The sequence below is a fragment of the Achromobacter insuavis genome, from assembly GCF_902859645.1.
In the GTDB taxonomy this organism is placed as follows: Bacteria; Pseudomonadota; Gammaproteobacteria; order Burkholderiales; family Burkholderiaceae_B; genus Achromobacter; species Achromobacter insuavis.
In genome coordinates, this window is the sequence record NZ_CADIJR010000022.1 from 17,559 (window position 1) to 41,417 (window position 23,859).

The following is a 23,859-nucleotide window of genomic DNA, read 5'->3' on the forward strand; positions in this document are numbered from 1 at the left end:
GCGCCTCAGCGGGCCGCCAGCAACCGCTCGAACTGCGCCAGGTAACGGTTGCCCATCTTCTGCACGTCGTGCTCGTCGCGCACGTAGTCATAGGCACGGTCGGTGATCTCCTGGCGGAACGCGGCATCGTCCAGGCAACGCGCCATGCCCTGCGCCATGGCATGGAAATCGGCCACCGCGCACAGCACGCCGCGGCCATCGGCCAGGCTTTCCTTCAAGCCGCCGGCGTCGGTGGACACCACCGGCACGCGCTGCAGGAAGGCGTCCAGCACGCTGCTGCCCAGCGCCTCTTCCTCGGAGCTCATGACGAAGACGTCGAGGACGCTGTAGAAATCCTCGACGCCCTTGCGAAAGCCCGCGAAGCGGTAGACGTCCTCGACGCCCAGCGCGCGCGCCTCGTCGCGCGCCTGCTGTTCGCGGTCGCCGCCGGCGCCGAAATGCAGGAAGACGAAGTCGCGCCGCGTCCTGGCCAGTTCGGCCACCGCGCGCACCAGCGTCACCGGATCCTTGTCGCGGATCAGCGCGGCCGACGTGGCCATGACCTTCTTGCCTTCCAGATCGAACTCGCGCACCAGCGCGGCGACGTTCGCCTGGTTGATCTGGTGCGGCTCGACCGCGCTGCGGATGATGACCGGGTCCAGCCCCAGGCGCCGCGGCTCGCTGGCCGCCATGTCGCTGATCGCCACGAACAGGTCGGTGTGGCGCCACTTGTAGCCGGTCTTCCATTCCTCGTTCGGCTTGACCACGAACGAGGTGCGGCGCGAGAACGCCACCGGGCGCCGGTGCAGCCACTTGGTCAGCACCGCCCAGGTGATGGTGTTGGCGGTCTGGGCATGGATGATGTCATAGCCGCTGCCCGCGCGCGCCAGGAACGCCAGCTGCGCCGGCACGTTGCGGACGGTGTGCGCCACGAAGCCCTCCTGGCGCACGCGTTCGGCCAGCGGGCCGCCTTCGCGGCACAGCACTTCGACCTGGTGGCCGGCATTGCGGAAGGCGCGCATGCAATACAGCGTCTGCCGCTCGCCGCCGCGCCAGCCCTTCTCGAAGTTGAGCTGCAGGATCTTCATGCGCGGCCGATGCCCGAGTACTCGAAGCCCTGGGCGCGCACGTCGGCCGGCGTGTAGAGGTTGCGGCCGTCGATGATGAGCGGGGTCTTGAGCAGGGCCTTGACGCGGTCGAAGTCGGGCGCGCGGAAGACCTTCCATTCCGTGGCGATCAACAGCGCGTCGGCGCCGTCGAGCGCGTCGTACATGTCGGTGGCGAAGCTCACGCCGGCCTGGCCGGCCAGCACGCGGCCGGCCTCGTGCATGGCCACCGGGTCGTAGGCGCGCACACTGGCGCCGCGCCGCGTCAGCTCGGCGATCACGGTCAGGCTGGGCGCCTCGCGCATGTCATCGGTATTGGGCTTGAACGACAGGCCCCACAGCGCGAACTTGCGGCCGCTCAGGTCCTCGCCGTAGCGCGCCACCAGCTTTTCCGACAGGCGGAACTTCTGCGCGTGGTTGGCGGCCTCGGCCGCCTCGATGACGCGCATCGGCAGCGCATTCTCGGCGGCGGTGTTGACCAGCGCCTGCACGTCCTTGGGGAAGCACGAGCCGCCGTAGCCGGCGCCCGGATACAGGAAGTGGTAGCCGATGCGCGGATCGGCGCCGATGCCGCGGCGCACCTGCTCGATGTCGGCGCCCAGCGCCTCGGCCAGGTTGGCCATCTCGTTCATGAACGAGATGCGGGTGGCCAGCATGGCGTTGGCGGCGTACTTGGTCAGCTCGGCCGAACGCACATCCATCACCATCAGGCGATCATGGGTGCGCTGGAACGGCTCATAGATACGGCGCATGACGCCGATGGTGTAGTCGTCGTCGGCGCCGACGATGACGCGGTCCGGGCTCATGAAGTCGTTGATCGCCGCGCCTTCCTTCAGGAATTCGGGATTGGACGCGACGCTGAACGGCACCTCGACGCCGCGCGCGGCCAGCTCCTGCTCGACCGCGGCGCGCACCTTGTCGGCGGTGCCGACCGGCACGGTGGACTTGTCCACGATCAGCTTGCGGGTGGTCATGTGGCGGGCGATGTTGCGGGCCGCGGCCAGCACGTACTTCAGGTCGGCCGAGCCGTCCTCACCCGGCGGCGTGCCGACGGCGATGAACTGCACGTCGCCGAACGCCACGCTCTGCGCCACGTCATCGGTGAAATGCAGCCGGCCTGCCTGCACGTTGCGCCGCACCAGGTCTTCCAGGCCCGGCTCGTAGATCGGAATGCCGCCCTGGCGCAGCAGGGCGATCTTGGCCGCGTCCACGTCCAGGCACATGACGTCGTTGCCCATGTCGGCCAGGCACGCCCCCGACACCAACCCTACGTAACCGGTACCCACGACCGTGATCTTCATGCCTGAACGCCTTAAAAATAGGTAATCATCGCGCCGGGGCATCCCACCCCAGCGCCGGTCGCCATTATAGAAGCGGGCCGGCCGGCGGGTCTGGCGCCGCCCGGCCCGGGAACGGAGGGCGCGCTACGGCGCCCGCAGCTTGCTGAAGCGCACCGTGTTCACCACCACCGCCAGCGCGGCGCAGATCGTGCCCAGCACCAGGGCCAGTCCGGGGCCATGCGCCACGCTGACGCTGAAGGCGATCGCCACCAGCGCGGTGCCGAAACTCTGCCCGAACACCCGGGTGGTGGCCTGCAGGCCGCCCGCCGCGCCGCTGCGCGAGCGCGGGGCGGCCGACAGCATGGCGCGGTTGTTGGGCGTCTGGAAGAAGCCGAATCCCACCCCGGCCACGAACATGCCGGCCATGATCGGCACGTTGCCCACGGCCGCCGGCAGCGCCGCCAGCCACAACATGCCCACCACCATGGTGGCCGCGCCCACGCCGCTCAGGGTGGCGGCGGAATAGCGGTCCGACAGGCGGCCCGCCACTGGCGCGATCAGCGCCGTGCCCACCGGCCAGGCGCCCATCAGCAGGCCGACCTCGAGATACGGCCGGCCCAGCACCTGCTGGAAATAGAACGGCAGCGACACATACGACGCCATCTGCGCCGCGAAGGTGCAGGCCGACGCCCCCACCGCGAACGCCAGCGGCCGGATGCGTAGCAGGTCCACCGGCACCAGCGGCGCGGGCTGGCGGCTGGCGCGGCGCACCAGCACCAGGCCCGCCACGGCCGCGATCGCCACCAGGCCGATGCCACGCAGCAGATCCTCGCCCATCATGTCGATGCCGGTGATGAACACGCCCAGCGTCGCCATGCACAGCAGGGCGCTGATCCAGTCCAGCTTCACGTCATTGCGCGGCACCTCGGGCAGGTGACGCAGGCCGAACATGGCCAGCACGCAGATCGGCAGGTTGACCGCGAAGATCCACGGCCACGGCGCCACCGACAGAATCGCCGAGCCGATGGTCGGCCCCAGCACCGACATCACCGCCACCGTGGTGGCGTTCAGGCTGATGCCCCGGCCCAGCATCTTGAGCGGATAGATGTTGCGCACCAGGCCGCCGAACAGACACATCAGCGTCGCCGCGCCCACGCCCTGGAACACCCGCGCCAGCGTCAGCTGCACCAGCGTGCCGGCCAGCGCGCAGCCCAGCGAGGCCAGCGTGAACAGCACCAGCCCGAAAGTGAACATGCGGCGAAAGCCGATGCGCTCGGCCAGCGCCGACAGCGGCAGCAGCATCATCACCACCGCCAGGTTGTAGGCGTTGACCACCCACACCGCCTGCGCCGGCGACGCGTTCAGGTCGGCGGCGATGGTCGGCAGGGCGACGTTGGCGATGGTGGTGTCCAGCACCGACAGGCTGATGCCCGTCATGACGGTCGCCGCGGCCCAATAGCGGCGCGGGACCGGCAGGCCGTCCGGCGCGGCGGGCCTGGCGCCGCCGGTCGGGGTTTCAGACGCCGGCGGCGTCACGACTTCTTGACCGGCCGTTGCCAACCGTCGATGGTGAGCTGCTTGACGCGCGACACCGTCAGTTTCTCGGCCGGCGCATCACGGGTCAGGGTGGTGCCGGCGCCCAGCGTCGCGCCGCGGCCCACGCGCACCGGGGCCACCAGCTGCGAGTCCGAGCCGATGAAGGCGTCGTCCTCGATGACGGTGCGGTGCTTGTTGACGCCGTCGTAGTTGCAGGTGATGGTGCCCGCGCCCACGTTCACGCGCGCGCCGATGGTGGCGTCGCCGATGTAGGCCAGGTGATTGGCCTTGCTGTCGGCGCCCAGCACGCTCTTCTTGATCTCGACGAAGTTGCCGACGTGGGTGCGATCGCCCAGTTCGGCGCCCGGACGCAGGCGGGCGTACGGACCGATGCGCGCGTCGCCGCCGACCTGGGCTTGCTGCAGGTGGCTGAAGGCCTCGATCTGCGTGCCCGCGCCGATGCTCACATCGCGCAGCACGCAATGCGGGCCCACCCGCACGCCGTCGGCCAGCGTCACCCGGCCCTCGAACACGCAGCCGACGTCGATGAACACATCACGGCCGCAGGTCAGCGTGCCGCGCACATCGAAACGCGCGGGATCGGCCAGCGTCACGCCGGCCTCGAGCTGGCGGCGGGCCTGCTCGGCCTGCCAGCGGCGCTCCAGTTCGGCCTGCTGCACGCGGCTGTTCACGCCCAGCGTTTCCCACGACGCGCCCGGCTGGGCCGCGCCCACCGGCACGCCGTCGGTAACGGCCAGGCCGACCACGTCGGTCAGGTAGTACTCGCCCTGGGCGTTGTTGTTGTCGATGCGCGAGAGCCAGTCCTTGAGCTTGGCGGTGGGCGCGACCAGGATGCCGGTGTTGACTTCCTTGATGGCGCGCTCGGCCTCGGAGGCATCCTTGTGCTCGACGATGCGGCAGACATTGCCGGCGGCGTCGCGCACGATGCGGCCATAGCCGGTGGAGTCGGCCAGCACTTCGGTCAGCACCGCCGCGCCGGCGCCGCGCGCCCGCAGCAGGCCGCGCAGCGTCTCGGGCTGCACCAGCGGCACATCGCCGTACAGCACCAGGGTCACATCGTCCTGGCCATCGCCTTCGAGCAATTGCGGCACGGCCTGCTGGACCGCATGGCCGGTGCCCTGCTGCGGCTGCTGCAGCGCGAAGCGCAGATCGTCCTGTCCGGAGAAGGCCTGCTTGACGCGATCGGCGCCATGGCCGACCACCACGATGACGCGGGCCGGCTCCAGCTGGCGGGCGCTGTCCAGCACGTGGGCCAGCATGGGTTTGCCGGCCAGGGTGTGCAGCACCTTGGGCAGGTCCGACTGCATGCGCTTGCCGAGTCCGGCGGCGAGAATCACTACATTAAGCATAAGTTCCGGTGTATCGAAAACGCCCGGGGCCGACGCGGCGGCCCCGGATCTGGATTGAAAAAATCAGGGCTTGCCGCCGGCAGGCCCGGTGTTCTTGGCGGCCGGCTTGCGCGCGGTCTTGCGGGCGGGCTTGGCGACCGTCTTGGCGGCCTTGGCCGCCGGGGCGGCCGCGGCCTGCGGACCACCCGGCTTGGCCTTGGGCTTGTCGGCCTCGGGCGCCGGCTGGCTGCCGGGCATCGATGCGGCCGTGGCCGCCGCGATCTGGTTGAACTGCTGTTGCAGCAGGTCCCACCAGGCCTTGGAGGCCGACTGCGCCGCCGCGCCCATCTGCTCGCTCATGCCGGGCTGGGCGCCGGCCGCGCCGCCGTCGGCCTCGGGCGCCTTGGCCTCGGCCTTCGCCGCGCCCGCGGCCTCTTGCGACGTGCCTTTCGGCGCGCTCTTGGCGGCGGGCGCCGGCTTCAGGCCCAGCACCACTTCCAGCGGCGACGCCGCCCCGCTTTCGCGCATGGCGCCCAGGTCCAGGTTGGCGGCCGAGTCGACGAAGGCGCGCAGGGTGCTGATGGTGGAACGCTGCACTTCCATGCCCTGGATCGTGCTGGACAGCATCGACAGGTTCATGCGCAGCCAGTTTTCCACCGAACGCAGTTCCGCGATGCGGCGGTCCAGGTCTTCCAGGTTCATCGGCGGCGCCATCGGCAGGCTGCTCGCCAACCCGCCCGGGCCGGTCAGGCCGGCCCAGGCCTGGCGCATCATTTCCATGCTGGCCAGCAGCGGATTGCCCGACAGGTCGGCATTCTGGCCCATGCCGGGCAGGACGAACGGGTTGCTGTGTTGGTCGCTCATTCCTGGTTTCCCATAGATCGCAAAGGGCTGCCGGCCGGCACGGTCATCCCGGCAGCAGCTGGTTATTCTCCACGCGCACGTGGTCGCCGGACGCAAACGCGAACGGCTGCGCGCTGCGGAACTGGCGCGTGCTGCCGTCGTTCATGCGGACCGTGAGCTCATAGTGCGTCACCGTTTGTTGCTGCCTGATATTACGCTCAACTTCACGGCCTGCCAAAGCGCCGCCCACCGCGCCCAGCACGGTCAGCGCGGTCTTGCCGCTGCCGCCGCCGAACTGGTTGCCGACCACGCCGCCGGCCACCCCGCCGGCGATGGTGCCGACCAGGTGGTCGCTATTGTCCTTGACCGGCACCTGCACCTGGCGGATGGTCTCCACCACGCCGCAGGTGCGGCAGGCCTGCGCCGCCGGCGGCGCGGCCGGCGCGGGCCGGCCCTGGGCCTGGGGCTGCGCCTGGGCAGCGGGCGGCCGCGCGCCCGGGGCTTGCGGCTGGCCGGGGGCTCCAGGCTGGGCCGGCGCCAGGTTGGCGTTTTCGGGGCCGGCCTGCGCCAGCGCGGGATCCTCGGGGTGCGGCGTAGCCGACGGCGTGGGCAGCCAGCCGAGCACGGCGGCGACGCCGACCGAGCACATGACGATGACCGCGATGGCGGCGGCCGAAACCAGCGGATGCAGGCCGCGGCGGGCGGAATCGGACTGGACGGGATTATTCATGACGATGCTCCATCGTTACTAACCGGCAGTGGTATAGCACCCGGATGCGGTTTCGGCATGTTGCGATGGTGACGCTTCATTGCTGCACCAATGCGATTGGACAGCCCCTGGCATTCGTGGACAATAGTGCCATGGATGCCATTACCTTGCCCCAGATCGAAGCGGCCATCAACTACTGGCGCAACGTCTCGCCGTCGGTCGGCGACGAATCACGCCTGTGCCCCGAGGCGGCCGCGCTGGCCGCCCCCTACGCCTTGATGATCATGTCGCACCGCCGCGAACTGCCCGCGGCCGAACTCGGCGACAAGGCGCGCGATGCACTGGCCCGCTGGAGCGCGGCAGCCGGCGCCTAGCGCCACGCGGTCGCGGCCCGCCGCCGGGCCGCCCGGCGATCAACCCTTGAGCAGGGCCTGGATGTCGTGCACCAGGGCATCGACCCCGATGTTGTTGTTGGCCAGCACCCGCGATTCGCCCTTGCCGTCGAGCAGGTAGAACGCCGCGGTGTGGTCCATGGTGTAGTTGCCGTCCTTGGTCGGCGCCTTGGCGTAATAGGCCTTGAACGAGGCCGCCGCCTTCTTCACCTGGTCCGGCGTGCCGGTCAAACCCAGAAAACGCGGGTCGAACGCCGTTACGTATTGCTTGAGCACTTCCGGCGTGTCGCGCTCGGGATCGACGGTGATCAGCAGCACCTGCACGCGGTCGGCGTCCGGGCCCAGCTTCTTCATCACCTCGGTCAGTTCGGCCAGCGACGTCGGGCAGACGTCCGGGCATTGCGTGAAGCCGAAGAACACCACCACCGCCTTGCCGGCGAAGTCCTGCAACGTGCGCGTCTTGCCGTTGTAGTCCGACAGCTCCAGGCCGCGGCCCAACTGGGTGCCGCTGATGTCGCTGCCCTTGAATTGGGGCGCGTTGTCGCCGCAGGCGGCCAGGGCGGCGGTGAAAGCGGCGGCCGTGGCCAGGCGCAGGGCCAGGCGCCGGCTGGCGGAAAATACGGACATCGACTTATCTCCAGGGGGTCAGATCAGCGCGACCCAGTGGTCCACCAGCAGGGCGCCGAACAGCAGCGCCAGGTAGAGGATGGAAAAACGGAACATGCTGCGCGCCAGCTCGTCGCTGTAGTTGCGGTACAGCCGCCAGGCGTACGACACGAACATGCCGCCCAGCACCAGCGCCGACGCCAGGTACAGCGCGCCGCTCATGCGGATCGCGGTGGGCAGCAGCGTGGTGGCGACCAGCGCGATGCTGTAGAGCAGGATCTGCAGGCGGGTGAACTGCTGGCCATGCGTCACCGGCAGCATCGGCAGGCCGGCCTTGACGTAGTCATGGTTGCGGTACAGGGCCAGCGCCCAGAAGTGCGGCGGCGTCCAGATGAAGATGATCAGCACCAGCAGCCAGGCTTCGGCCGGCACGGAATCGGCCACCGCCGCCCAGCCCAGCGCGGGCGGCATGGCGCCCGACAGGCCGCCGATGACGATGTTCTGCGGCGTGCGCGGCTTCAGGATGATGGTGTAGATGACGGCGTAGCCGACGAAGGTGGCGAAGGTCAGCCACATGGTGAGCGGGTTGACCAGCGTGTACAGCACGAACATGCCGGCGCCGCCCAGCAGGCCGGACAGGCTCAGCACCTGGAAGGCGGAAATGGTGCCGCGGGCGGTGGCGCGCCGCGCCGTGCGCAGCATGCGGGCGTCGACTTCCTGCTCGATCAGGCAGTTGATGGCGAAGGCGGCGGCCGCCAGCAGCCAGATGCCGAGGGTGCCGAACAGCACGCGGCGCATGTCCGGCACGCCCGGCACCGCCAGGAACATGCCGATCACCGCGCAGAACACCGCCAATTGGGTGACGCGCGGCTTGGTGAGAACGAAATACTGGCGGAGCAATCCGGATTGGGGAGCGGCAAGACTGGTCATCATGCACCCTATTTTAAACGCGCACCGAATTGGGGCCGTAGCCCCCGGCCGGCGCCCCGCCCGCAGTGGACAGGCGCACCATCAGGACCACCGCGGCCAGCGTCAGGCCGGCGGCCCCGCCATTGTGCAGCACCGCGATCAACAAAGGCCACTGGAAGAAGATCGTCGTCAGGCCGGTCAGCAACTGGGCCCCCAGCAGCGCCAGCATCAGCGTGGCCGGCCCGCGCAGGCCGCGGTCGGCCCGCAGGCGCCAGGCCAGCACGCCCAGGTAGGCGAACACGACGAAGGCGAAATTGCGGTGCACCCAGTGGATCGCCGTCAGCGCCGGCTGCGAGATCATTTCCCCGGACGGCAGTTCGCCCAGTCCGCGGATGATCGAGTAGCCACCATGGAAGTCCATGTCCGGCACCCATTTGCCGTGGCACATGGGGAAATCCATGCAGGCCAGCGCCGCGTAATTGGTGCTGACCCAGCCGCCCAGCGTCACCTGGATGAGCAGCAGCGCGAAGCCGCCGATCACCCAGGGCTTGAAGCGCCGCGCCGCGGCGGCCACCGCATGGTGCGGGCGTTCGCGCGCCGACAGCCAGGTCATCAGCGCCAGCACCGACAGGCCGAACACCAGGTGCGCCGTGACCACGGCGGGCATCAGCTTGTGCGTCACGGTCCAGGCGCCGAACGCGCCCTGCACGCACACGGCCACCAGCGTCGTCACCGCCAGGGCCGGCGAGCGGCCCAGTTCGCGGCGGTAGCGCCAGGCCATGTAGACGATGCCGATGATCAGCATGCCGAGGATCGAGCCGACGTACCGGTGGATCATCTCGATCCAGGCCTTGGACAGCGTCACCGGCCCGAACGGCATGGCCTGCGAGGCCTCGTGGATATCGCCCATCGCCCCCAGCGGCGTGACGCTGCCGTAGCAGCCGGGCCAGTCCGGGCAGCCCAGGCCCGAGTCCGTCAGGCGCACGAAGGCGCCGAACATGATCAGGTCCAGCGTCAGGAACCAGGTGAAGAAGACGAGTTTGCGATACCGCGCTTTGATGCGTTCCATGGAAATCAACTAAATACCGATTCAACCGATGCGCGAGTTATAGACCAGCTTGCTGATGTCCTTGCGCACCTTCACGCCGTCGGCGTCGGCGGGATACTGCATCATCAGGTTGCCCAGGGGATCGATCACCCAAATCGGCGCCTGCAAACCGGGCTGGCCGGCCGCGGCGTCGCGCGCCAGCAGGAAGCGCGCCAGCTGGTCCGGATCGGCGCGCAGCATGATCGTGCCCTGGTAGGCCTCCAGCACCTTGTCCGGCACCGGGCCGTCGTCGGTGATGAACCAGACCCGCGCCAGGCGGTCGACGTTCTTGCCCTGGCTGGCGTGGGTGTTGCGGGTGATGTAGAGCTTGCGGGCGCAGCTTTCCGGGCAGGCCGCGCCGTCGGCCGCGACCAGCAGCCATTTGCCCTTCAAGGTCTGCAGGTCGAACGGCTTGCCGTCCAGCGTGGTCAGCTTGAGCGCCGCGGGCGCCGGCACGGGCCGCTGCGGCTCGACCAGCTGGCCGTAGTTGCTGGCGTCGGCCGGCCACCATTGCGGATTCATGTAGACCACGAAGGCCGCCACGATCGGCGCCAGCGTGCACAGGAACACCAGCACCATGGGCGTCAGCGAGCGCCGGGCGGGTTGGGAAGCAGTCATGTCGCGAGCCACGTTGATTCGGAATCCTGTTGTCGGGAAAGGCGGCCGCTCAGGCCGCCGGGTCGTTGGCCGCGCGTTGGCGCATGCGCTTGATGGCGCCCCCCAGCACCACCAGCCACGCGATCGCGGCGAACAAGGCAAAAGAGAACCACTCTACCGCGTAGACCGTGTTCTGCTGGAAATTCACCGACGGCTGCGGCCAGTCGTGCACCAGGCCGTCGTCCTGGCCCAGGCCGAACTGGCTCACCACCGTGGGCAGCAGGGTCAGGCCGGTGGCGCGCGCCAGGGCGTCCAGCGGCAGGTTCTGCACCTGCGGCACGGCGCCGCCGGCCGCGGGCAGCGTGGCCGGCAGGCTGGAGGCATCCTGGCCGCCCAGCGACCACAGCTCGAACATGCGCGGCACGCGCGGCGACAGCTCGCCCTTGATGGTCTGCTCGCCCTGAGGCGTGGCCGGCAGCGCCGGCGCGCCCTGGCCCTGGATCACCCGGGGCAGCCAGCCGCGCAGCACCAGCACCGCGGTGCGCTTGTCGGCGTCCAGCAGCAGCGGCGTGGCCAGCCAGTAGCCGGGCCGGCCGTCATGGTTGCGGTTGTCCAGCAGTACACTGAATTGCGGCAGCCACGTGCCGCTGGCCTGCGCCACGCGCCACGGCTTCATGTCGGCCGGCGCGGTCGAGGGCGCCAGTTGCAGCGGCGCCTGGTTGCGGCCGGCCTCGATAGCCGCCAGAATGTCGCGTCGCTCGTCGGCGCGCCGCAGTTGCCATTGGCCCAGCGACGCCAGGATCACCACGGCGATCCCCAGCAGGAGCAAGGCGGCTACCGTGTAGCGGGTTGAATGCGGTCGGGCCATTTGTCTTCAATACATTCGATTTGTCCGGAGACCATCATGCGCGTTTTCGTCGTACTGGCCTTCATCGGGATTCTGGCCAGTCTGGCATCCGCCCTGGTCTACCTGATGCGGGACAAAGGCAGCACCAACCGCACGGTCAATGCGCTGACGGTGCGCATCGGCCTGTCGGTGGCCCTGTTCCTGTTCGTGCTGTTCGCCCACCACATGGGCTGGATCGAAAGCACCGGTCTTAGATAGGCCCGCGTCCGGCCGGTTCCCGCCAGATGCCGGCGGGTCCGGCCCTATTGGAACACGACCGCCCTGAAACGAAGGGCGAGGCCCGCGGCGCCGGTGTTGCCCGGCGGCCCGCCAGCCTCGCCCCGTGTCCCGCCAGTCGGCCCGGCAGCGCCGGGCCCCCGCCTCAGAACCAGTAGACGAACAGATACAGGCCCAGCCACACCACGTCCACGAAGTGCCAGTACCAGGCGGCGCCTTCGAAGCCGAAGTGATGGTCGGCGGTGAAATGGCCGCGCATCAGGCGGATCAGGATGACCGTCAGCATCGTGGCGCCCAGGATCACGTGGAAGCCGTGGAAGCCGGTCAGCATGTAGAACAGCGAACCGTAGGCGCCCGAATTGAACTTGAGGTTCAGCTCGGTGTACGCGTGGTGGTATTCAGCGGCCTGGCAGGCCACGAAGATGAAACCCAGGATGACCGTGGCGGCCAGCCAGAACATGGTCTTGCCGCGATGGTTCTCGCGCAGCGCGTGGTGGGCGATGGTCAGCGTCACGCCCGAGCTCAGCAGCAGCGCGGTGTTGATCGTCGGCAGCCAGAAGGGGCCAACGGTCTGGAAGTGCTCGACCACGCCGGCCGGACCGAAGTTGGGCCACACCGCCTGGAAGTCGGGCCACAGCATCAGGCGGTGGTCCATGTCGCCCAGCCACGGCGTGGTGATGGTGCGCACGTACCAGAGCGCGCCGAAGAACGCCGCGAAGAACATCACTTCCGAGAAGATGAACCAGCTCATGCCCCAACGGTACGACCCGTCGATGCGCTTGCTGTTCATGCCGGCCTCGGATTCCTGGATGGCGTCGCCAAACCAGTAGTACAGCACCACGATCAGCGCGATGAAGCCGGCCAGCACCGACCACTTGGCCCAGCTCACGCCGTTGATCCAGCCCGCGGCGCCCAGGCCCATGAGCAACAGCGCCACGGCCGTGCGCACGGGATGCCCCGAATCGGCGGGCACGTAGTAATAGGGTGCCTCTTTACCTTGAACCGAGTGGCTTGCACTCATGGCTTTCTCCCTGGTACTGATTTATAGAATTAAGTGATTCAAGTCAGGCTGGATACCGCCCAACGCACAATTAACACCAGCACGGTCACGAAGATCGCCGCCGCCAACAATCCCGCCACGATCACGTGCACGGGATTGAGCCTGGCGCTGTCCTCGCGGTAGCCCGCGCCCTTGCGGACGCCGAAAAACCCCCACGCCACCGCCTTCATCGTCTGAAGGAAACTCAGCTTGCGCTGGGCGGATTCACGCAGGTCGTCGCTCATGGTTCGCTAGCCGCCGATGGCCTTGCCCGTCAACAGCGCCGAACCGCGGAACACGGTCCAGGCGAACACGGCAATGACGAATACCAGCAGAATCAGTCCTGCGATCTTGTTGCGTCGGCGCTGCTCGGGGGTCATTGCCATGCTGCCTGTTGCGGGGTTGGAATCGGCGCTCACTTGACTTCGGGCGGCGTTTCGAAAGTGTGGAACGGGGCGGGCGACGGCACCGTCCATTCCAGCCCTTCGGCGCCTTCCCACGGCTTGGCCGTGGCCTTCTCGCCCTTGCCCATGTAGCAGCGCAGCACCGCCCACAGGAAGATCAGCTGCGACAGGCCGAACCAGAAGGCGCCGATGGTGGCGATCTGGTGGAAGGTCGTGAACTGCGCGGCGTAGTCGGCGTAGCGGCGCGGCATGCCGGCCAGGCCCAGGAAGTGCATCGGGAAGAAGGTCACGTTGAACGAGATCAGCGTCGACCAGAAATGCACCTTGCCCAGCTTTTCGCTGTACATGCGGCCGGTCCACTTGGGCAGCCAGTAGTAGGTGCCGGCGAACAGCGCGAACAGCGAGCCGGCCACCAGCACGTAGTGGAAGTGGGCCACCACGTAATACGTGTCATGCACCTGGATGTCGATCGGCGCCACCGACAGGATCAGGCCGGTGAAGCCGCCCATGGTGAACACGAAGATGAAGCCGATCGAGAACAGCATCGGCGTCTCGAACGTCATCGAGCCGCGCCACATGGTGGCGACCCAGTTGAACACCTTCACCCCGGTCGGGATGGAGATGAGCATGGTGGCGTACATGAAGTAGAGCTGGCCGGTCACCGGCATGCCCGTCGTGAACATGTGGTGGGCCCACACGATGAACGACAGCACGGCGATCGACGCGGTGGCGTACACCATCGAGGCGTAGCCGAACAGCTTCTTGCGGGCGAACGCGGGCACGATGGCCGACACGATACCGAACGCCGGCAGGATCATGATGTAGACCTCGGGGTGCCCGAAGAACCAGAACACGTGCTGGTACAGCACCGGGTCGCCGCCGGCGGCGGCGTTGAAGAAGCCGGTGCCGAAGTGGCGGTCGGTCAGCACCATGGTGATGGCGGCGGCCAGCACCGGCATCACGGCCAGCAGCAGGAACGCGGTGATCAGCCAGGTCCAGCAGAACAGCGGCATCTTCATCAGCGTCATGCCGGGCGCGCGCATGTTCAGCACGGTCACGATGATGTTGATGGCGCCCATGATCGAGGACGCGCCCATGATGTGCATGGCGAAGATGGCCAGGTCCATGCCCGGGCCCATCTGCAGCGACAGCGGCGCGTACAGCGTCCAGCCGGCGGCGGTGGCGCCGCCCGGCACGAAGAACGACGCCGTCAGCATGATCGCGGCCACCGGCAGCAACCAGAAGCTGAAGTTGTTCATGCGCGCGAAGGCCATGTCGGACGCGCCGATCTGCATCGGGATCATCCAGTTCGCGAAGCCCACGAACGCCGGCATGATGGCGCCGAACACCATGATCAGGCCGTGCATGGTGGTGAACTGGTTGAACAGCTCGGGACGGAAGAACTGCAGGCCCGGCTCGAACAGTTCGGTACGCAGCAACAGCGCCAGCGTGCCGCCTTCGAGCAGCATGACGAACGAGAAGATGAGATACATCGTCCCGATGTCTTTGTGATTGGTGGCGAAAAGCCAGCGGCGCCAGCCCGTGGGCATGGCGTGGTGGTGGTCATCGTGACCGTGGCCGTGGCCCGGCGACACGTGGTCTACAGTGACGCTGCTCATGATGGACTCCTTCCTGCTGAGTGCCGGCCCCGTTCCACGGAACCGGCAGGGTATCTCTGACTAAACGGAACCAGCTCTGGCGATGGGAAAGCGGGGCGCGATCAACGCGCGGCCGCCACGTCCTTCGGCATCACTGTCGGGTCCTGCCCCTTGCCGGCATTGCTCCAGGCATGGCGCGTATAGCTGATGACCGCGGCGATCTCGACATCATTGAGCTGCGGCCCGAACGCCGCCATGGCGGTGCCGGGCTTGCCCTTCAGCACGGTGTTGATCTGGGCGGCTTTCGGGCCCAGGACAACCTTGTCTCCGTCGAGCGCGGGGAAGCTGCCCGGGATGCCCTTGCCGTTGGCCTGGTGACAGGCCACGCAATTGGCGGCGAAAACCTTCTCGCCACGGGCAACCAGTTCGGCTTCCGTCCACTCTTTATTGGGATCGTCGGCGTTTGCCGCCATCTTCTTCTTTTGGTCTTCAACCCACTTATCGTAGTCCGGTTGCGACAGGACTTCCACGACGATGGGCATGAACGCGTGGTCCTTGCCGCACAATTCAGCGCACTGGCCGCGGTAGATACCGGGCTTTTCGGCGCGGAACCACGCATCGCGCAGGAAGCCGGGGATGGCATCCTGCTTGACGCCGAAATCGGGAATCATCCACGAGTGGATGACGTCGGCGGCGGTCAACATCACGCGGATCTTCTTGTCCACGGGCACCACCATGTGGTTGTCCGTTTCCATCAGGTAGAACTGGCCCTTGGGCTCACGGTTCTCGATCTGCGCGCGCGGGGTCGACAGGGTGGCCAGGAACTTGATCCCGGCGGCGGAGCCATCGAGATATTCGTAGCCCCATTTCCATTGGTAGCCGGTGACCTTGACGGTCAGGTCGGCGCTGGAAGTGTCTTTCATGGCGACGACCGTCTTGGTGGCCGGCAACGCCATGGCGATAACGATGATGAAGGGGATGACCGTCCAGGCCACTTCCACGCCGAGGTGTTCGTGGAAGGTCGCGGCCTTGTGTCCGCGGGATTTCCGGTGCGCCCAGATGGAGTAGAACATCACTCCGAAGACGCCCACGAAAATCACGATACAGATCGTGAGCAGTAGCCAGTGCAACCACATGACATCGCGCGTGATCTGCGTGACGCCTTCATGCAGGTTCAGCTGATTGACCTTCGGGCCGCCGGGCATGTCTTGCACCTGAGCGACGGCCACGCTGCCAATCAGCAGCGCACAAGCGCCCAGTATCCCTCTCCACTTCTTCATGCTTACCTCGAAACACGGCGCGAGGGCCCTTGTCGCCTAGTGGCACGGATGTCACTGCAACAGGACTACGCGCAATTATTAGATGGCAGGGCTAGGCAGGGAGATAGAGCGGCCCCCGCATTCCCACTCGAAATCACAAAGAAACTGGCGGATTATAGCGGACGCGCAAATGGATGTAAGTTTGTGCTCTTGAATTCATACCGCCTGCCCCCATCTGCGCGCGTTCGTTCACGACCCAGGGTAAACAGGGGTGGCATAAAATCGCGGACAGTCTTATTAACACTGCCTCACGATGCCCAAACAGCTGTCCGATCTGTATGCCGCCCTGAGCGCACGGGCCCAGGAACCCGCCCCGGTTGGCGCACACGCGCTCTATATAGCGGGGCGCCGCTGCGGCTGGGCCACGCATGCCGCCTGCGATGCCTTGCAAGGGGCCGCCCATATCGAGTCCGATGCCGACGCGTTGCGCATCGGCGCGACGCTGTCGCCCGGTCCCGCCCTCGACGCGGTGCTCGAACAGGCCGCGCAACTGTTGCGCCAAGCCAACTGCCTGCGCGGCTGGCGCGATGAATTGCTCGACGTGCTGGATGGCGACACCACGCTCGGCGTCATCGAACGCGCGGCGATGCGGCCGCTGGGCCTGTTGACCAAGGCCGTGCACCTGAACGCCTGGACGCCCGATGGCCGCATCTGGATCGCGCGGCGAGCGCTCAGCAAATCCACCGACCCCGGCATGTGGGACACCCTGGTGGGCGGCCTGGCCGGCCGCGGCGAGGACCTGGACGTTGCCTTGGTGCGCGAATGCGGCGAGGAAGCCGGCCTGGACGCGCCGGACCTGGCGCAGCGCTCGCCGCTGCGCACCATCCTGCGCATCCACCGCCGCCTGCCCGAGGGCTACCAGGTCGAAGACGTGCTGACCAGCACCTGCGTGCTGGCGGCGGACGCGCGGCCCGCCAACCGCGATGGCGAAGTGATGGAAATCGCGGCCGCCGACGTCGACACCGTGGTGCAACGCGTGGCCGATGGTGAATTCACGCTGGAAGCGGCGCTGGTGATCCTCGAAGACATCATGCAGCGCCGGGCGGCCGGCGAAATCTGAATCAGGCGCTGGCGCCTCCTGGCGCCGCGTCGGCTTCTCGCGCGTCGGGGTCTCGCGCGTCGGTCTTGTGCGCCTCGGCCTGGCGCGTCTCCACCTGCTGCAACGGCGCGGCGCGCGTCTCGACCTGCTGCAACGGCGCAGGGCGCTTATCGCCCTGCTGCGGCTCGGCCGCCCGCAGCGCCTGCACCGCCCGCGTATCGAGCCCGCTATCCGCCGCCCCCGCGGCCTCGGCCGCTTCCGCCGCCTGTGACGGCGTGAGCGCCGACGCCGGCGCGGGCGCGGGCGCCGGCGCCGCGTTGGCCTGCGAGAACTGCTTCCAGACCTCGATGGCGCGCAGGCGCTGCTTGGCCACCACCTGGATGCGCTCGCGCAGGTGCTCGTCGCGCGCCAGCAGGGCGTGGAAATCGCGCGACGACAGCATCAGCAGCTTGCTGTAGCCCAGCGAGGTCACCTCGGGCGCGATCTGCTGCTCGCCCAGCAGGCCGAGTTCGCCGAAGAACTCGCCGCTGCCCAGTTCGATCATGGTGTTGTCCGGCAGGTGCACCGCCACCGCGCCCGACGCCACGAAGCACATCTCTTCGCCATGCCGGCCCTTGGTCAGCACGCGCTGATCGGGCAGCGACAGGCGCGGCTTGAGCAGCTTGCTGATGGCGCGCAGCGAATCGGCCGACAGCCCCTCGAACAGCGGCACGCGGTTGATCAGGTCGGCCGCGCTCATCTCGATATCCAGCGGCGGATGCGTGTCGATATGCGCCCAGCGGCTCTTCAACTGCGCCATCAGGTCGGCGTAGACCTCGCCGCTGATCAGGAACTGTTCCAGCATGTCGCGGTAGCGGATCCGCTCCAGCTCGCGCGCCACCCGGCCCAGATAGCTTTCCTGCAGCCACTGCGCATACGACGGGTATTGCAGGTTCAGCGCCTGCATCGCGTTCTCGATCAGGTCCAGGCGGCGCTGGTGCAGCGACACGATGCGCTGCGTGGCGGTTTCCCCCAGCAGCGGCGTGATCTGCTCGCGCGCGAACACGATCAGGCGTTGCGCCACCGACCGCTTGCTCATCAGGTTGGCGAAACGATGGCCCAGCTCGCGCGCCAGCCAGCCCTGGAAACCGAATAGGTAGTGCAGCCGCAAGGCCAGCCGGAAGCCCGAGGAATAGCGCACGTCGGCGATGATGGCGCGCTCGAAGCCCGGCACCCCGCCCATGCGGATTGCGTCCTCCAGCCGTTCGGCCCGCGCCAGCAGCGTTTCCGCCATGCGCCAGTCGACGATCTGCGCCTTGAGAATGTCGAAGAACATTTCCTCCTCGCGCTGCGCCACGATCGCCAGGCCCACCGCCACCCGCTGCTCGTCGCTCATCTGGCTGACCTGGCCGTCGTGCACGCTGGTCAGGCTGGCGTCGAACACGGCGCGGATGCGGTCGCGCACCTCGCTGCCGATGTGCTCGGTCTTGGCGACTTCCTCGGTCTTGCCCTGCAGGTCTTCCAGCGCCACCGCCAGCGCCTGATTGCGGATGGTGCGCTCGACCGGCGACAGCTGGTTCAGCCCCAGCATCCGGATCAGCGGCCGCAGGCTGATGCCGTTGACGAACAGCGTCAGCAGCACGAAGCCGGTGGTGGCCACCGCGATGAACTGGCGCGCCTCCTCGGCCACGCCGGTCTGCTCGGTCACGGCCAGCGCCAGGGCCAGCGACACGGCGCCGCGCAGGCCGCCCCACAGCATCACCGCCTTATACGGGTTGCTGACCTTGGTGCCCAGCTTGGTCAGCCCCAGCAACGGCAGCAGGCCGAACACCACGATGGCCCGCGCCACCAGCGTCACCAGGAACACCACGGCCACCAGCACCAGTTCCTGCCAGTCGGCGGCCGCCATCAGCTTGGGGATCAGCATGGCCGCGAACAGGAAGATGAGGGAGTTGGCCCAGAAGCCGAATTGTTCCCAGGCGCTCGACAGGTATTCGAAGGTGGTCGGCGACATGCGGGTGCGGCCGGTCGACCCCACCACCAGGCCGGCGATCACCGTGGCGACCACGCCCGACACGTTCAGGTAGTGCTCGGAGATGAAGAAGGACAGATAGGCCAGCGTCAGCGTCAGCGTGATCTCGGCCGTGGGAAAGCCGCGCAGCCAGGCGAACAGGAAACAGGCCAGGCGCCCCATGGCGAAGCCGGCGATGCCGCCGCCGATGAAGTGCACGATGAAGTCATTGAAGATGCCGCTGACGGTCAGTTCGCCATGGCCGCCCAGCACGGCCAGCAGCACCGAGTACAAGGCGATCGACGCGGCGTCGTTGAACAGGCTTTCGCCTTCCACCAGCGTGGTCAGGCGCTTGGGAGCGCCCACTTCGCGGAAGATGCCCACCACCGCCACCGGATCGGTGGTCGCCACGATGGCGCCCAGCAGCAGACAGACCACCAGGCCATAGGACGAGATCGCGTCCAGCGTCACGCCGACCACCACGGTGCACACCACCACCGCGACGATGGCCATCATCAGGATCGGGCCGATGTCGTCCATCAGGCGCCGCACGTTCATGGACAGCGCGGTCTCGAACAACAGCACCGGCAGGAACACCATCAGGAAGGTCTCGGAGGAGATCTCGAACCGTTCCAGCGAGTCGAGGAAGTCGCCGATCCAGCTCGGCGCCCAGCCATGGACGTGCACGATGATGCCCAGCAAGCAGCCGACGATAGCCAGCAGCACCGAGTAGGGCAGCTTGAGGCGGCCGGCCAGCGGCGGCATGAAGCACACCAGGGTCAACAGCCCGGCCAGGCCGAATACGAGAAAACCTACATCCATGGATAACGCCGCGTCCCGATCATGAAGCTTGTGAGAAGTTCCACAAGAATAGCGGGTTTTCCGGTCGATTCCGGCGAACAGATATTTCCGGCGCACGTTTCGTTACCCCGATCGGGCCGGGCGATGCGCGCCGCGCCATGTTTTTTCGGTAAGGTAGGGGCCGTGCAGAAACTTCGCAGGAGCCGCACTTGGCACGCGTCCATACCCTGGCCCGGCGCACCGACGCCCCGGCCATGCTCGTCCAGCTGACCGATTGCCACCTGTTCGGCGAGCCCGACACCGTGATGCTCGGCGTCAACACCGATGCCAGCCTGCGCGCCGTGCTGCGCCAGATCGAGGCCGACGGCAAGCATCCCGACCTGCTGCTGGCCACCGGCGACCTGTCCCAGGACGGCGAGCCCGCCGCCTACCAGCGCCTGGCCGCCATACTGGGCGCCGCGCCGGCGCTGGAAGGCGCCCGGATCCGTTGCCTGCCGGGCAACCACGACCTGCCCGTGGCGATGCGCCATGAACTGCCCGAATGGTCGGTGCCGGTGACGGACGTGGGCGCCTGGCGCGTGGTCTCGCTGGACACCACCGTGCCCGGCTCGAACGCCGGCCACCTGCCCGACAGCCAGCTCGACCTGCTGGAAGCCGCGCTGGCCGAGGCGCCCGGACGGCACACGCTGCTGGCCATGCACCACAACCCGATGCAGATCGACAGCCACTGGCACGACTCGATGATGATCGACAACCCGCAGGCGCTGTTCAAGCTGCTGACGCGCTGGCCGCAGGTGCGGGTGCTGCTGTGGGGCCACGTGCACCACGAGTTCGACCGCCGCCGCCACAACCTGCGCATGCTCGCCACGCCGTCCACCTGCTTCCAGTTCAGCATCCGCGACGGCAAGCACGTGGTCGACAACCTCGCGCCCGGCTATCGCTGGATCAAGCTTTACCAGGATGGCTCCATGGCCACCGGCGTGCGGCGCGTGCAGGACGCGCTGTGGCAGGCGACGCAGCCCGGCCCCGACAGCGCGCAAGCGGCCTGAGCAGGCGCCGCGCGTTTCGCGCGCGCAATAAAAAACGGGGCACCATATGCGTGGTGCCCCGCAAGCATCCGTCTCATAGGGGAGGGGAAAGAGGAGAAGCCGAGACGGATGACAAGACTGCCAACCAAAGTTTGCGGTCTACGTGAAGTTAGGCGGCGCCCACCTCATTAAGTTTCTGAAATGGCCCGTTATTTCGCGGTGAATTTGTATCAATTTATTGGTGCGTCGCGACAACGGCCGCCACGGCCCCTTCCCACGGGCGCGCACAGGCGGCGGAACCAAAGAAAAGGGCCGCGAATCGCGGCCCTGGGCATGGATGCGGCGGGGAGGATGTGGCGGAGAATCAGGCGGCCAGGTTGCCGCGCATCTTCTTCAGCGCGGCCGCCTCGATCTGGCGGATGCGCTCGGCCGACACGCCGAATTCCTGCGCCAGTTCATGCAGCGTGGCGCCGCCGTCGTCCTGCAGCCAGCGCGCTTCGACGATGCGGCGCGAACGCGGGTCGAGCGCTTCCAGCGCGCTCGACAGGCCCGAGCTCTGCAGCTGGTCGCGCGCGGCGCGTTCCAGCACGCGGGTCGGCTCCTGGCGGCCTTCGTCGGACAGGTAGGCGATGGGCGCGTAGCTGTCGTCATCGTCGTCCTGGTTCTCGAGCGACATGTCGCGGCCGGACAGGCGCACTTCCATTTCGCTCACGTCCTCGCGGCGCACGTTGAGTTCGCGCGCGATGTGGTCGACCTGTTCCGGGTCCAGCGTCTGGCCGTCCGGGCGCATGCTGCGCAGGTTGAAGAACAGCTTGCGCTGGGCCTTGGTGGTCGCTACCTTGACCAGGCGCCAGTTGCGGATGATGTATTCGTGGATCTCGGCCTTGATCCAGTGCACGGCGAACGACACCAGGCGCACGCCGCGCTCGGGGTCGAACCGCTTGACGGCCTTCATCAGGCCGACGTTGCCTTCCTGGATCAGGTCGGCGTGAGGCAATCCATAGCCCAGGTACTGGCGCGCGACCGACACCACCAGACGCAGGTGCGACAGCACCAGCTCGCGCGCGGCGCCCAGGTCTTCGCTGTCGCGCAGGCGACGGCCAAGTTCGGTTTCGCGTTCGGCCGACAGGACCGGCAGGCGGTTCACGGCCGAGATGTAGGCGTCGATCGTGCCGAGCGCGCCCGGATTGGCGATGGCCAACGCCAGGGCGTTGCCGGACGTGGCCAACGAAGTACTGGGTTGTTTCATTGCGACGGTCTCCGGAAGGCGAAGGGGTAAAGACATGGATTCGATGTTAGCACTCTAGTAAAGGGAGTGCTAATTCGACTATTGCGGCGCGTCAAAGTTTCCTTTCCTTGATACGACCCCATTTTAAATCCCCGGCTGTCGGCAGGGCTGGGGTCCGGCTCGCCAGGCGGGTCCGCCACGGGCCAAACGGCCCGGCTACCAGCCCAGGCGCTTCAGGCCGGCCGCGGTGGCCTCGCCATCCGGACGCGCGAACAGCGCGCCGCGGGGATCCATATAGACCTGGTACTTCGCGCCGTCGAACAACGGCATGTAGGCCGCGCTGCCGAATTGGACATCGACAAAGGGGAACCAGTTCGGGAAGCTCTGCTTGAGCGAGCCCAGGTCCGGCGCCGGCCAGTCGTCCAGCGCGTGCACCGAACGCGTCGCAGAGGCCTCGCGCACGGCGTCGCTGTAGCGGCCCGAGAGGCGCTCCAGGCGATACAGGGGCGACACGCCGGCCATCAGGGCCGGCAGACGCCAGCGCACCACGCGGGCGTCGATCTGCCACTGGTCGCCGTACAGCACGTACTGCTTGGTGCCCACGCCTGGCGCGGTGGCGCTGACCTGGAACTGGCCCTCCGCCTGCTGGCGGATCTCGATCCGGGCGACCGGTTCGTCCGTGGTCAGCTTGAAGAACTGAACCAGCGACAGCGCCAGCAGCCCCGACACGCCGCCCAGCAACAGCAGCAACAGGCCGAACACGCGCCGCACGGGCCGGAACTGGAAGGTGCGCCGGCCGCGCTCGTCGCGCGGGCCGCCCTTGCCCAGCAGCATCGCCAGGCCCGGCAGGAAGACGACCACCGCGGCCAGCAGGATCCAGACGAAGGGAGCGATTCCGTTGATCAAATCAGGCGATCCTATGCAAAGAACGCCACGGCCGGGGACCGGGCGGGGGACGCCGCGGGCCTGCCACGGCAGGCCGCCCAGTATAGAAGCGGGGCGTCAGGCCGCCGGCTTTCCAAGCCGCTCGACGTGAAACCGGATGTGATCCTCGATGAAGGTCGAGATGAAGTAATAGCCATGGTCGTAGCCCTCCTGGCGGCGCAGCACCAGCGGCTGGCCGGCGCTGGCGCAGGCGGCCTCGAATACCTCGGGATACAACTGCTCGGCCAGGAACTGGTCGGCGGTGCCCTGGTCGACCAGGATGCCGTCGGGGAACGGCTGGCGCAGGCAGCGCATCAGCGCCGAGGCATCGTAGGCGGCCCAGTCGTCGCGGTTCTCGCCCAGGTAGGCGCCGAACGCCTTCTGGCCCCAGGGGCACTGGCTGGGCGCGGCGATCGGGGCGAAGGCCGAGACCGAGCGGAACTTGCCCGGATTGCGCAGCGCCAGCACCAGCGCGCCGTGGCCGCCCATCGAGTGGCCGAAAATGCCGACGCGCGCGGCGTCGCCGGGCAGGGCGGTGGTGACGATGCCATGGAGCTCGCGGGTCACGTAGCTGTCCATCCGGTAGCGGGCGCGCCAGGGCGCGGTGGTGGCGTCCAGGTAGAAACCGGCGCCGGTGCCCAGGTCCCAGCTTTCGTCTTCGCCGGGCACATTGGCGCCGCGCGGGCTGGTGTCGGGCGCCACCAGCATCACGCCCAGTTCGGCGGCCAGGCGCTGCGCGCCCGCCTTGATCATGAAGGTTTCCTCGGTGCAGGTCAGGCCGGCCAGATAGAACAGCACCGGCACCGGGCCGTGCTCGGCCTGCGGCGGGACGAACACCGAAAACCGCATCGGCAGGCCGATCTCGGCCGACTCATGGCGGTAATAGCGCTGCGAACCCCCGAAACAACGATGCTGGGAAATGAGTTCCAGGGAGGCGGGCATGGGAAGTCTCCGGGTCTGAGGCTGAAGAAAA

General features: G+C 67.8%; 24 protein-coding genes. 4 read left to right on the top strand and 20 right to left on the bottom strand.

Translation table 11 applies throughout. From position 1 onward, the window contains the following. Nucleotides 1–5: 5 nt before the first annotated feature. From H0523_RS13590 to H0523_RS13615, 6 genes are all read right to left on the bottom strand, one after another. Complete coding sequence (locus H0523_RS13590; RefSeq protein WP_054433803.1) at nucleotides 6–1,067, bottom strand: glycosyltransferase family 4 protein; 1,062 nt, start codon at nucleotides 1,065–1,067, stop codon at nucleotides 6–8. Next, complete coding sequence (locus H0523_RS13595; protein ID WP_054433801.1) at nucleotides 1,064–2,386, bottom strand: UDP-glucose dehydrogenase family protein; 1,323 nt, start codon at nucleotides 2,384–2,386, stop codon at nucleotides 1,064–1,066. The genes H0523_RS13590 and H0523_RS13595 overlap by 4 nt, the downstream gene beginning before the upstream one ends. A gap of 123 nt (nucleotides 2,387–2,509) precedes the next feature. After that, nucleotides 2,510–3,901, bottom strand: coding sequence for an MFS transporter (locus H0523_RS13600; protein ID WP_054433799.1), 1,392 nt, complete (start codon nucleotides 3,899–3,901; stop codon nucleotides 2,510–2,512). Next, a complete protein-coding gene (glmU, locus tag H0523_RS13605; protein WP_054433798.1) occupies nucleotides 3,898–5,271 on the bottom strand; it encodes a bifunctional UDP-N-acetylglucosamine diphosphorylase/glucosamine-1-phosphate N-acetyltransferase GlmU in 1,374 nt (457 codons plus the stop codon). Before glmU ends, H0523_RS13600 begins: the two co-directional genes overlap by 4 nt. A gap of 63 nt (nucleotides 5,272–5,334) precedes the next feature. Further along, entirely contained in the window at nucleotides 5,335–6,114 is a 780-nt protein-coding gene (locus tag H0523_RS13610) for a PhaM family polyhydroxyalkanoate granule multifunctional regulatory protein (protein ID WP_054433795.1), read from the bottom strand. A gap of 43 nt (nucleotides 6,115–6,157) precedes the next feature. Further along, nucleotides 6,158–6,823, bottom strand: a complete 666-nt coding sequence (locus H0523_RS13615; protein ID WP_054460579.1) for an outer membrane lipoprotein — start codon at nucleotides 6,821–6,823, stop codon at nucleotides 6,158–6,160. Nucleotides 6,824–6,954: 131 nt separating this feature from the next. Between H0523_RS13615 and H0523_RS13620 the strand changes: the two genes are divergently transcribed. After that, the gene (locus H0523_RS13620) at nucleotides 6,955–7,176 is read left to right on the top strand and encodes a DUF3717 domain-containing protein (RefSeq protein WP_054433793.1); all 222 of its coding nucleotides are present in this window, start codon (nucleotides 6,955–6,957) and stop codon (nucleotides 7,174–7,176) included. 39 nt (nucleotides 7,177–7,215) lie between these two features. Here H0523_RS13620 and H0523_RS13625 read toward each other — a convergent pair whose 3' ends face one another. From H0523_RS13625 to H0523_RS13645, 5 genes are read right to left on the bottom strand one after another with little or no spacing between them, the layout of a single operon-like run. After that, nucleotides 7,216–7,821 (bottom strand): SCO family protein, encoded by a 606-nt coding sequence (locus H0523_RS13625; protein WP_049070643.1) that lies wholly within the window; start codon nucleotides 7,819–7,821, stop codon nucleotides 7,216–7,218. Between the two features lie 18 nt (nucleotides 7,822–7,839). Then, complete coding sequence (gene cyoE / locus H0523_RS13630; RefSeq protein WP_006392377.1) at nucleotides 7,840–8,730, bottom strand: heme o synthase; 891 nt, start codon at nucleotides 8,728–8,730, stop codon at nucleotides 7,840–7,842. Nucleotides 8,731–8,743: 13 nt separating this feature from the next. Then, complete coding sequence (locus H0523_RS13635; RefSeq protein WP_054433791.1) at nucleotides 8,744–9,778, bottom strand: COX15/CtaA family protein; 1,035 nt, start codon at nucleotides 9,776–9,778, stop codon at nucleotides 8,744–8,746. A gap of 21 nt (nucleotides 9,779–9,799) precedes the next feature. Continuing rightward, nucleotides 9,800–10,414, bottom strand: a complete 615-nt coding sequence (locus H0523_RS13640) for an SCO family protein (RefSeq protein WP_054433789.1) — start codon at nucleotides 10,412–10,414, stop codon at nucleotides 9,800–9,802. A 49-nt stretch (nucleotides 10,415–10,463) separates the two neighbouring features. Then, nucleotides 10,464–11,261, bottom strand: a complete 798-nt coding sequence (locus H0523_RS13645; RefSeq protein ID WP_054433787.1) for an SURF1 family protein — start codon at nucleotides 11,259–11,261, stop codon at nucleotides 10,464–10,466. Nucleotides 11,262–11,297: 36 nt separating this feature from the next. Here H0523_RS13645 and H0523_RS13650 point away from each other — a divergent pair, with 36 nt between their 5' ends. Next, entirely contained in the window at nucleotides 11,298–11,498 is a 201-nt protein-coding gene (locus tag H0523_RS13650; RefSeq protein WP_006392373.1) for a twin transmembrane helix small protein, read from the top strand. Between the two features lie 163 nt (nucleotides 11,499–11,661). Here the strand turns inward: H0523_RS13650 and H0523_RS13655 are convergent, their stop codons facing one another. The 5 genes from H0523_RS13655 to coxB all read right to left on the bottom strand — a co-directional run bounded on the left by H0523_RS13655 (nucleotide 11,662) and on the right by coxB (nucleotide 15,837). Continuing rightward, on the bottom strand, nucleotides 11,662–12,537 hold the full coding sequence (locus H0523_RS13655; RefSeq protein WP_054433785.1) for a cytochrome c oxidase subunit 3: 876 nt from the start codon (nucleotides 12,535–12,537) through the stop codon (nucleotides 11,662–11,664). Between the two features lie 38 nt (nucleotides 12,538–12,575). Next, the gene (locus H0523_RS13660) at nucleotides 12,576–12,800 is read right to left on the bottom strand and encodes a DUF2970 domain-containing protein (protein WP_006392371.1); all 225 of its coding nucleotides are present in this window, start codon (nucleotides 12,798–12,800) and stop codon (nucleotides 12,576–12,578) included. A 6-nt stretch (nucleotides 12,801–12,806) separates the two neighbouring features. Continuing rightward, nucleotides 12,807–12,935, bottom strand: coding sequence for a cytochrome oxidase small assembly protein (locus tag H0523_RS13665; RefSeq protein WP_006392370.1), 129 nt, complete (start codon nucleotides 12,933–12,935; stop codon nucleotides 12,807–12,809). A gap of 35 nt (nucleotides 12,936–12,970) precedes the next feature. Next, nucleotides 12,971–14,578 (bottom strand): cytochrome c oxidase subunit I, encoded by a 1,608-nt coding sequence (ctaD, locus tag H0523_RS13670; RefSeq protein ID WP_006392369.1) that lies wholly within the window; start codon nucleotides 14,576–14,578, stop codon nucleotides 12,971–12,973. Between the two features lie 101 nt (nucleotides 14,579–14,679). After that, nucleotides 14,680–15,837, bottom strand: coding sequence for a cytochrome c oxidase subunit II (gene coxB, locus H0523_RS13675; protein WP_035359862.1), 1,158 nt, complete (start codon nucleotides 15,835–15,837; stop codon nucleotides 14,680–14,682). 292 nt (nucleotides 15,838–16,129) lie between these two features. Here coxB and H0523_RS13680 point away from each other — a divergent pair, with 292 nt between their 5' ends. Next, nucleotides 16,130–16,936, top strand: a complete 807-nt coding sequence (locus tag H0523_RS13680) for an NUDIX hydrolase (protein WP_054433783.1) — start codon at nucleotides 16,130–16,132, stop codon at nucleotides 16,934–16,936. A 1-nt stretch (nucleotide 16,937) separates the two neighbouring features. Here the strand turns inward: H0523_RS13680 and H0523_RS13685 are convergent, their stop codons facing one another. Further along, nucleotides 16,938–19,727 (bottom strand): cation:proton antiporter, encoded by a 2,790-nt coding sequence (locus tag H0523_RS13685; RefSeq protein ID WP_054433781.1) that lies wholly within the window; start codon nucleotides 19,725–19,727, stop codon nucleotides 16,938–16,940. A gap of 233 nt (nucleotides 19,728–19,960) precedes the next feature. Between H0523_RS13685 and H0523_RS13690 the strand changes: the two genes are divergently transcribed. Continuing rightward, nucleotides 19,961–20,755 (top strand): phosphodiesterase, encoded by a 795-nt coding sequence (locus tag H0523_RS13690; RefSeq protein WP_502711663.1) that lies wholly within the window; start codon nucleotides 19,961–19,963, stop codon nucleotides 20,753–20,755. A gap of 343 nt (nucleotides 20,756–21,098) precedes the next feature. Here H0523_RS13690 and rpoH read toward each other — a convergent pair whose 3' ends face one another. From rpoH to fghA, 3 genes are all read right to left on the bottom strand, one after another. Then, a complete protein-coding gene (gene rpoH, locus H0523_RS13695; protein ID WP_006388088.1) occupies nucleotides 21,099–21,983 on the bottom strand; it encodes an RNA polymerase sigma factor RpoH in 885 nt (294 codons plus the stop codon). Between the two features lie 195 nt (nucleotides 21,984–22,178). Next, on the bottom strand, nucleotides 22,179–22,868 hold the full coding sequence (locus tag H0523_RS13700) for a hypothetical protein (protein ID WP_054433778.1): 690 nt from the start codon (nucleotides 22,866–22,868) through the stop codon (nucleotides 22,179–22,181). A 96-nt stretch (nucleotides 22,869–22,964) separates the two neighbouring features. After that, nucleotides 22,965–23,828 (bottom strand): S-formylglutathione hydrolase, encoded by an 864-nt coding sequence (gene fghA, locus H0523_RS13705; protein ID WP_054433776.1) that lies wholly within the window; start codon nucleotides 23,826–23,828, stop codon nucleotides 22,965–22,967. Nucleotides 23,829–23,859: the final 31 nt, after the last annotated feature.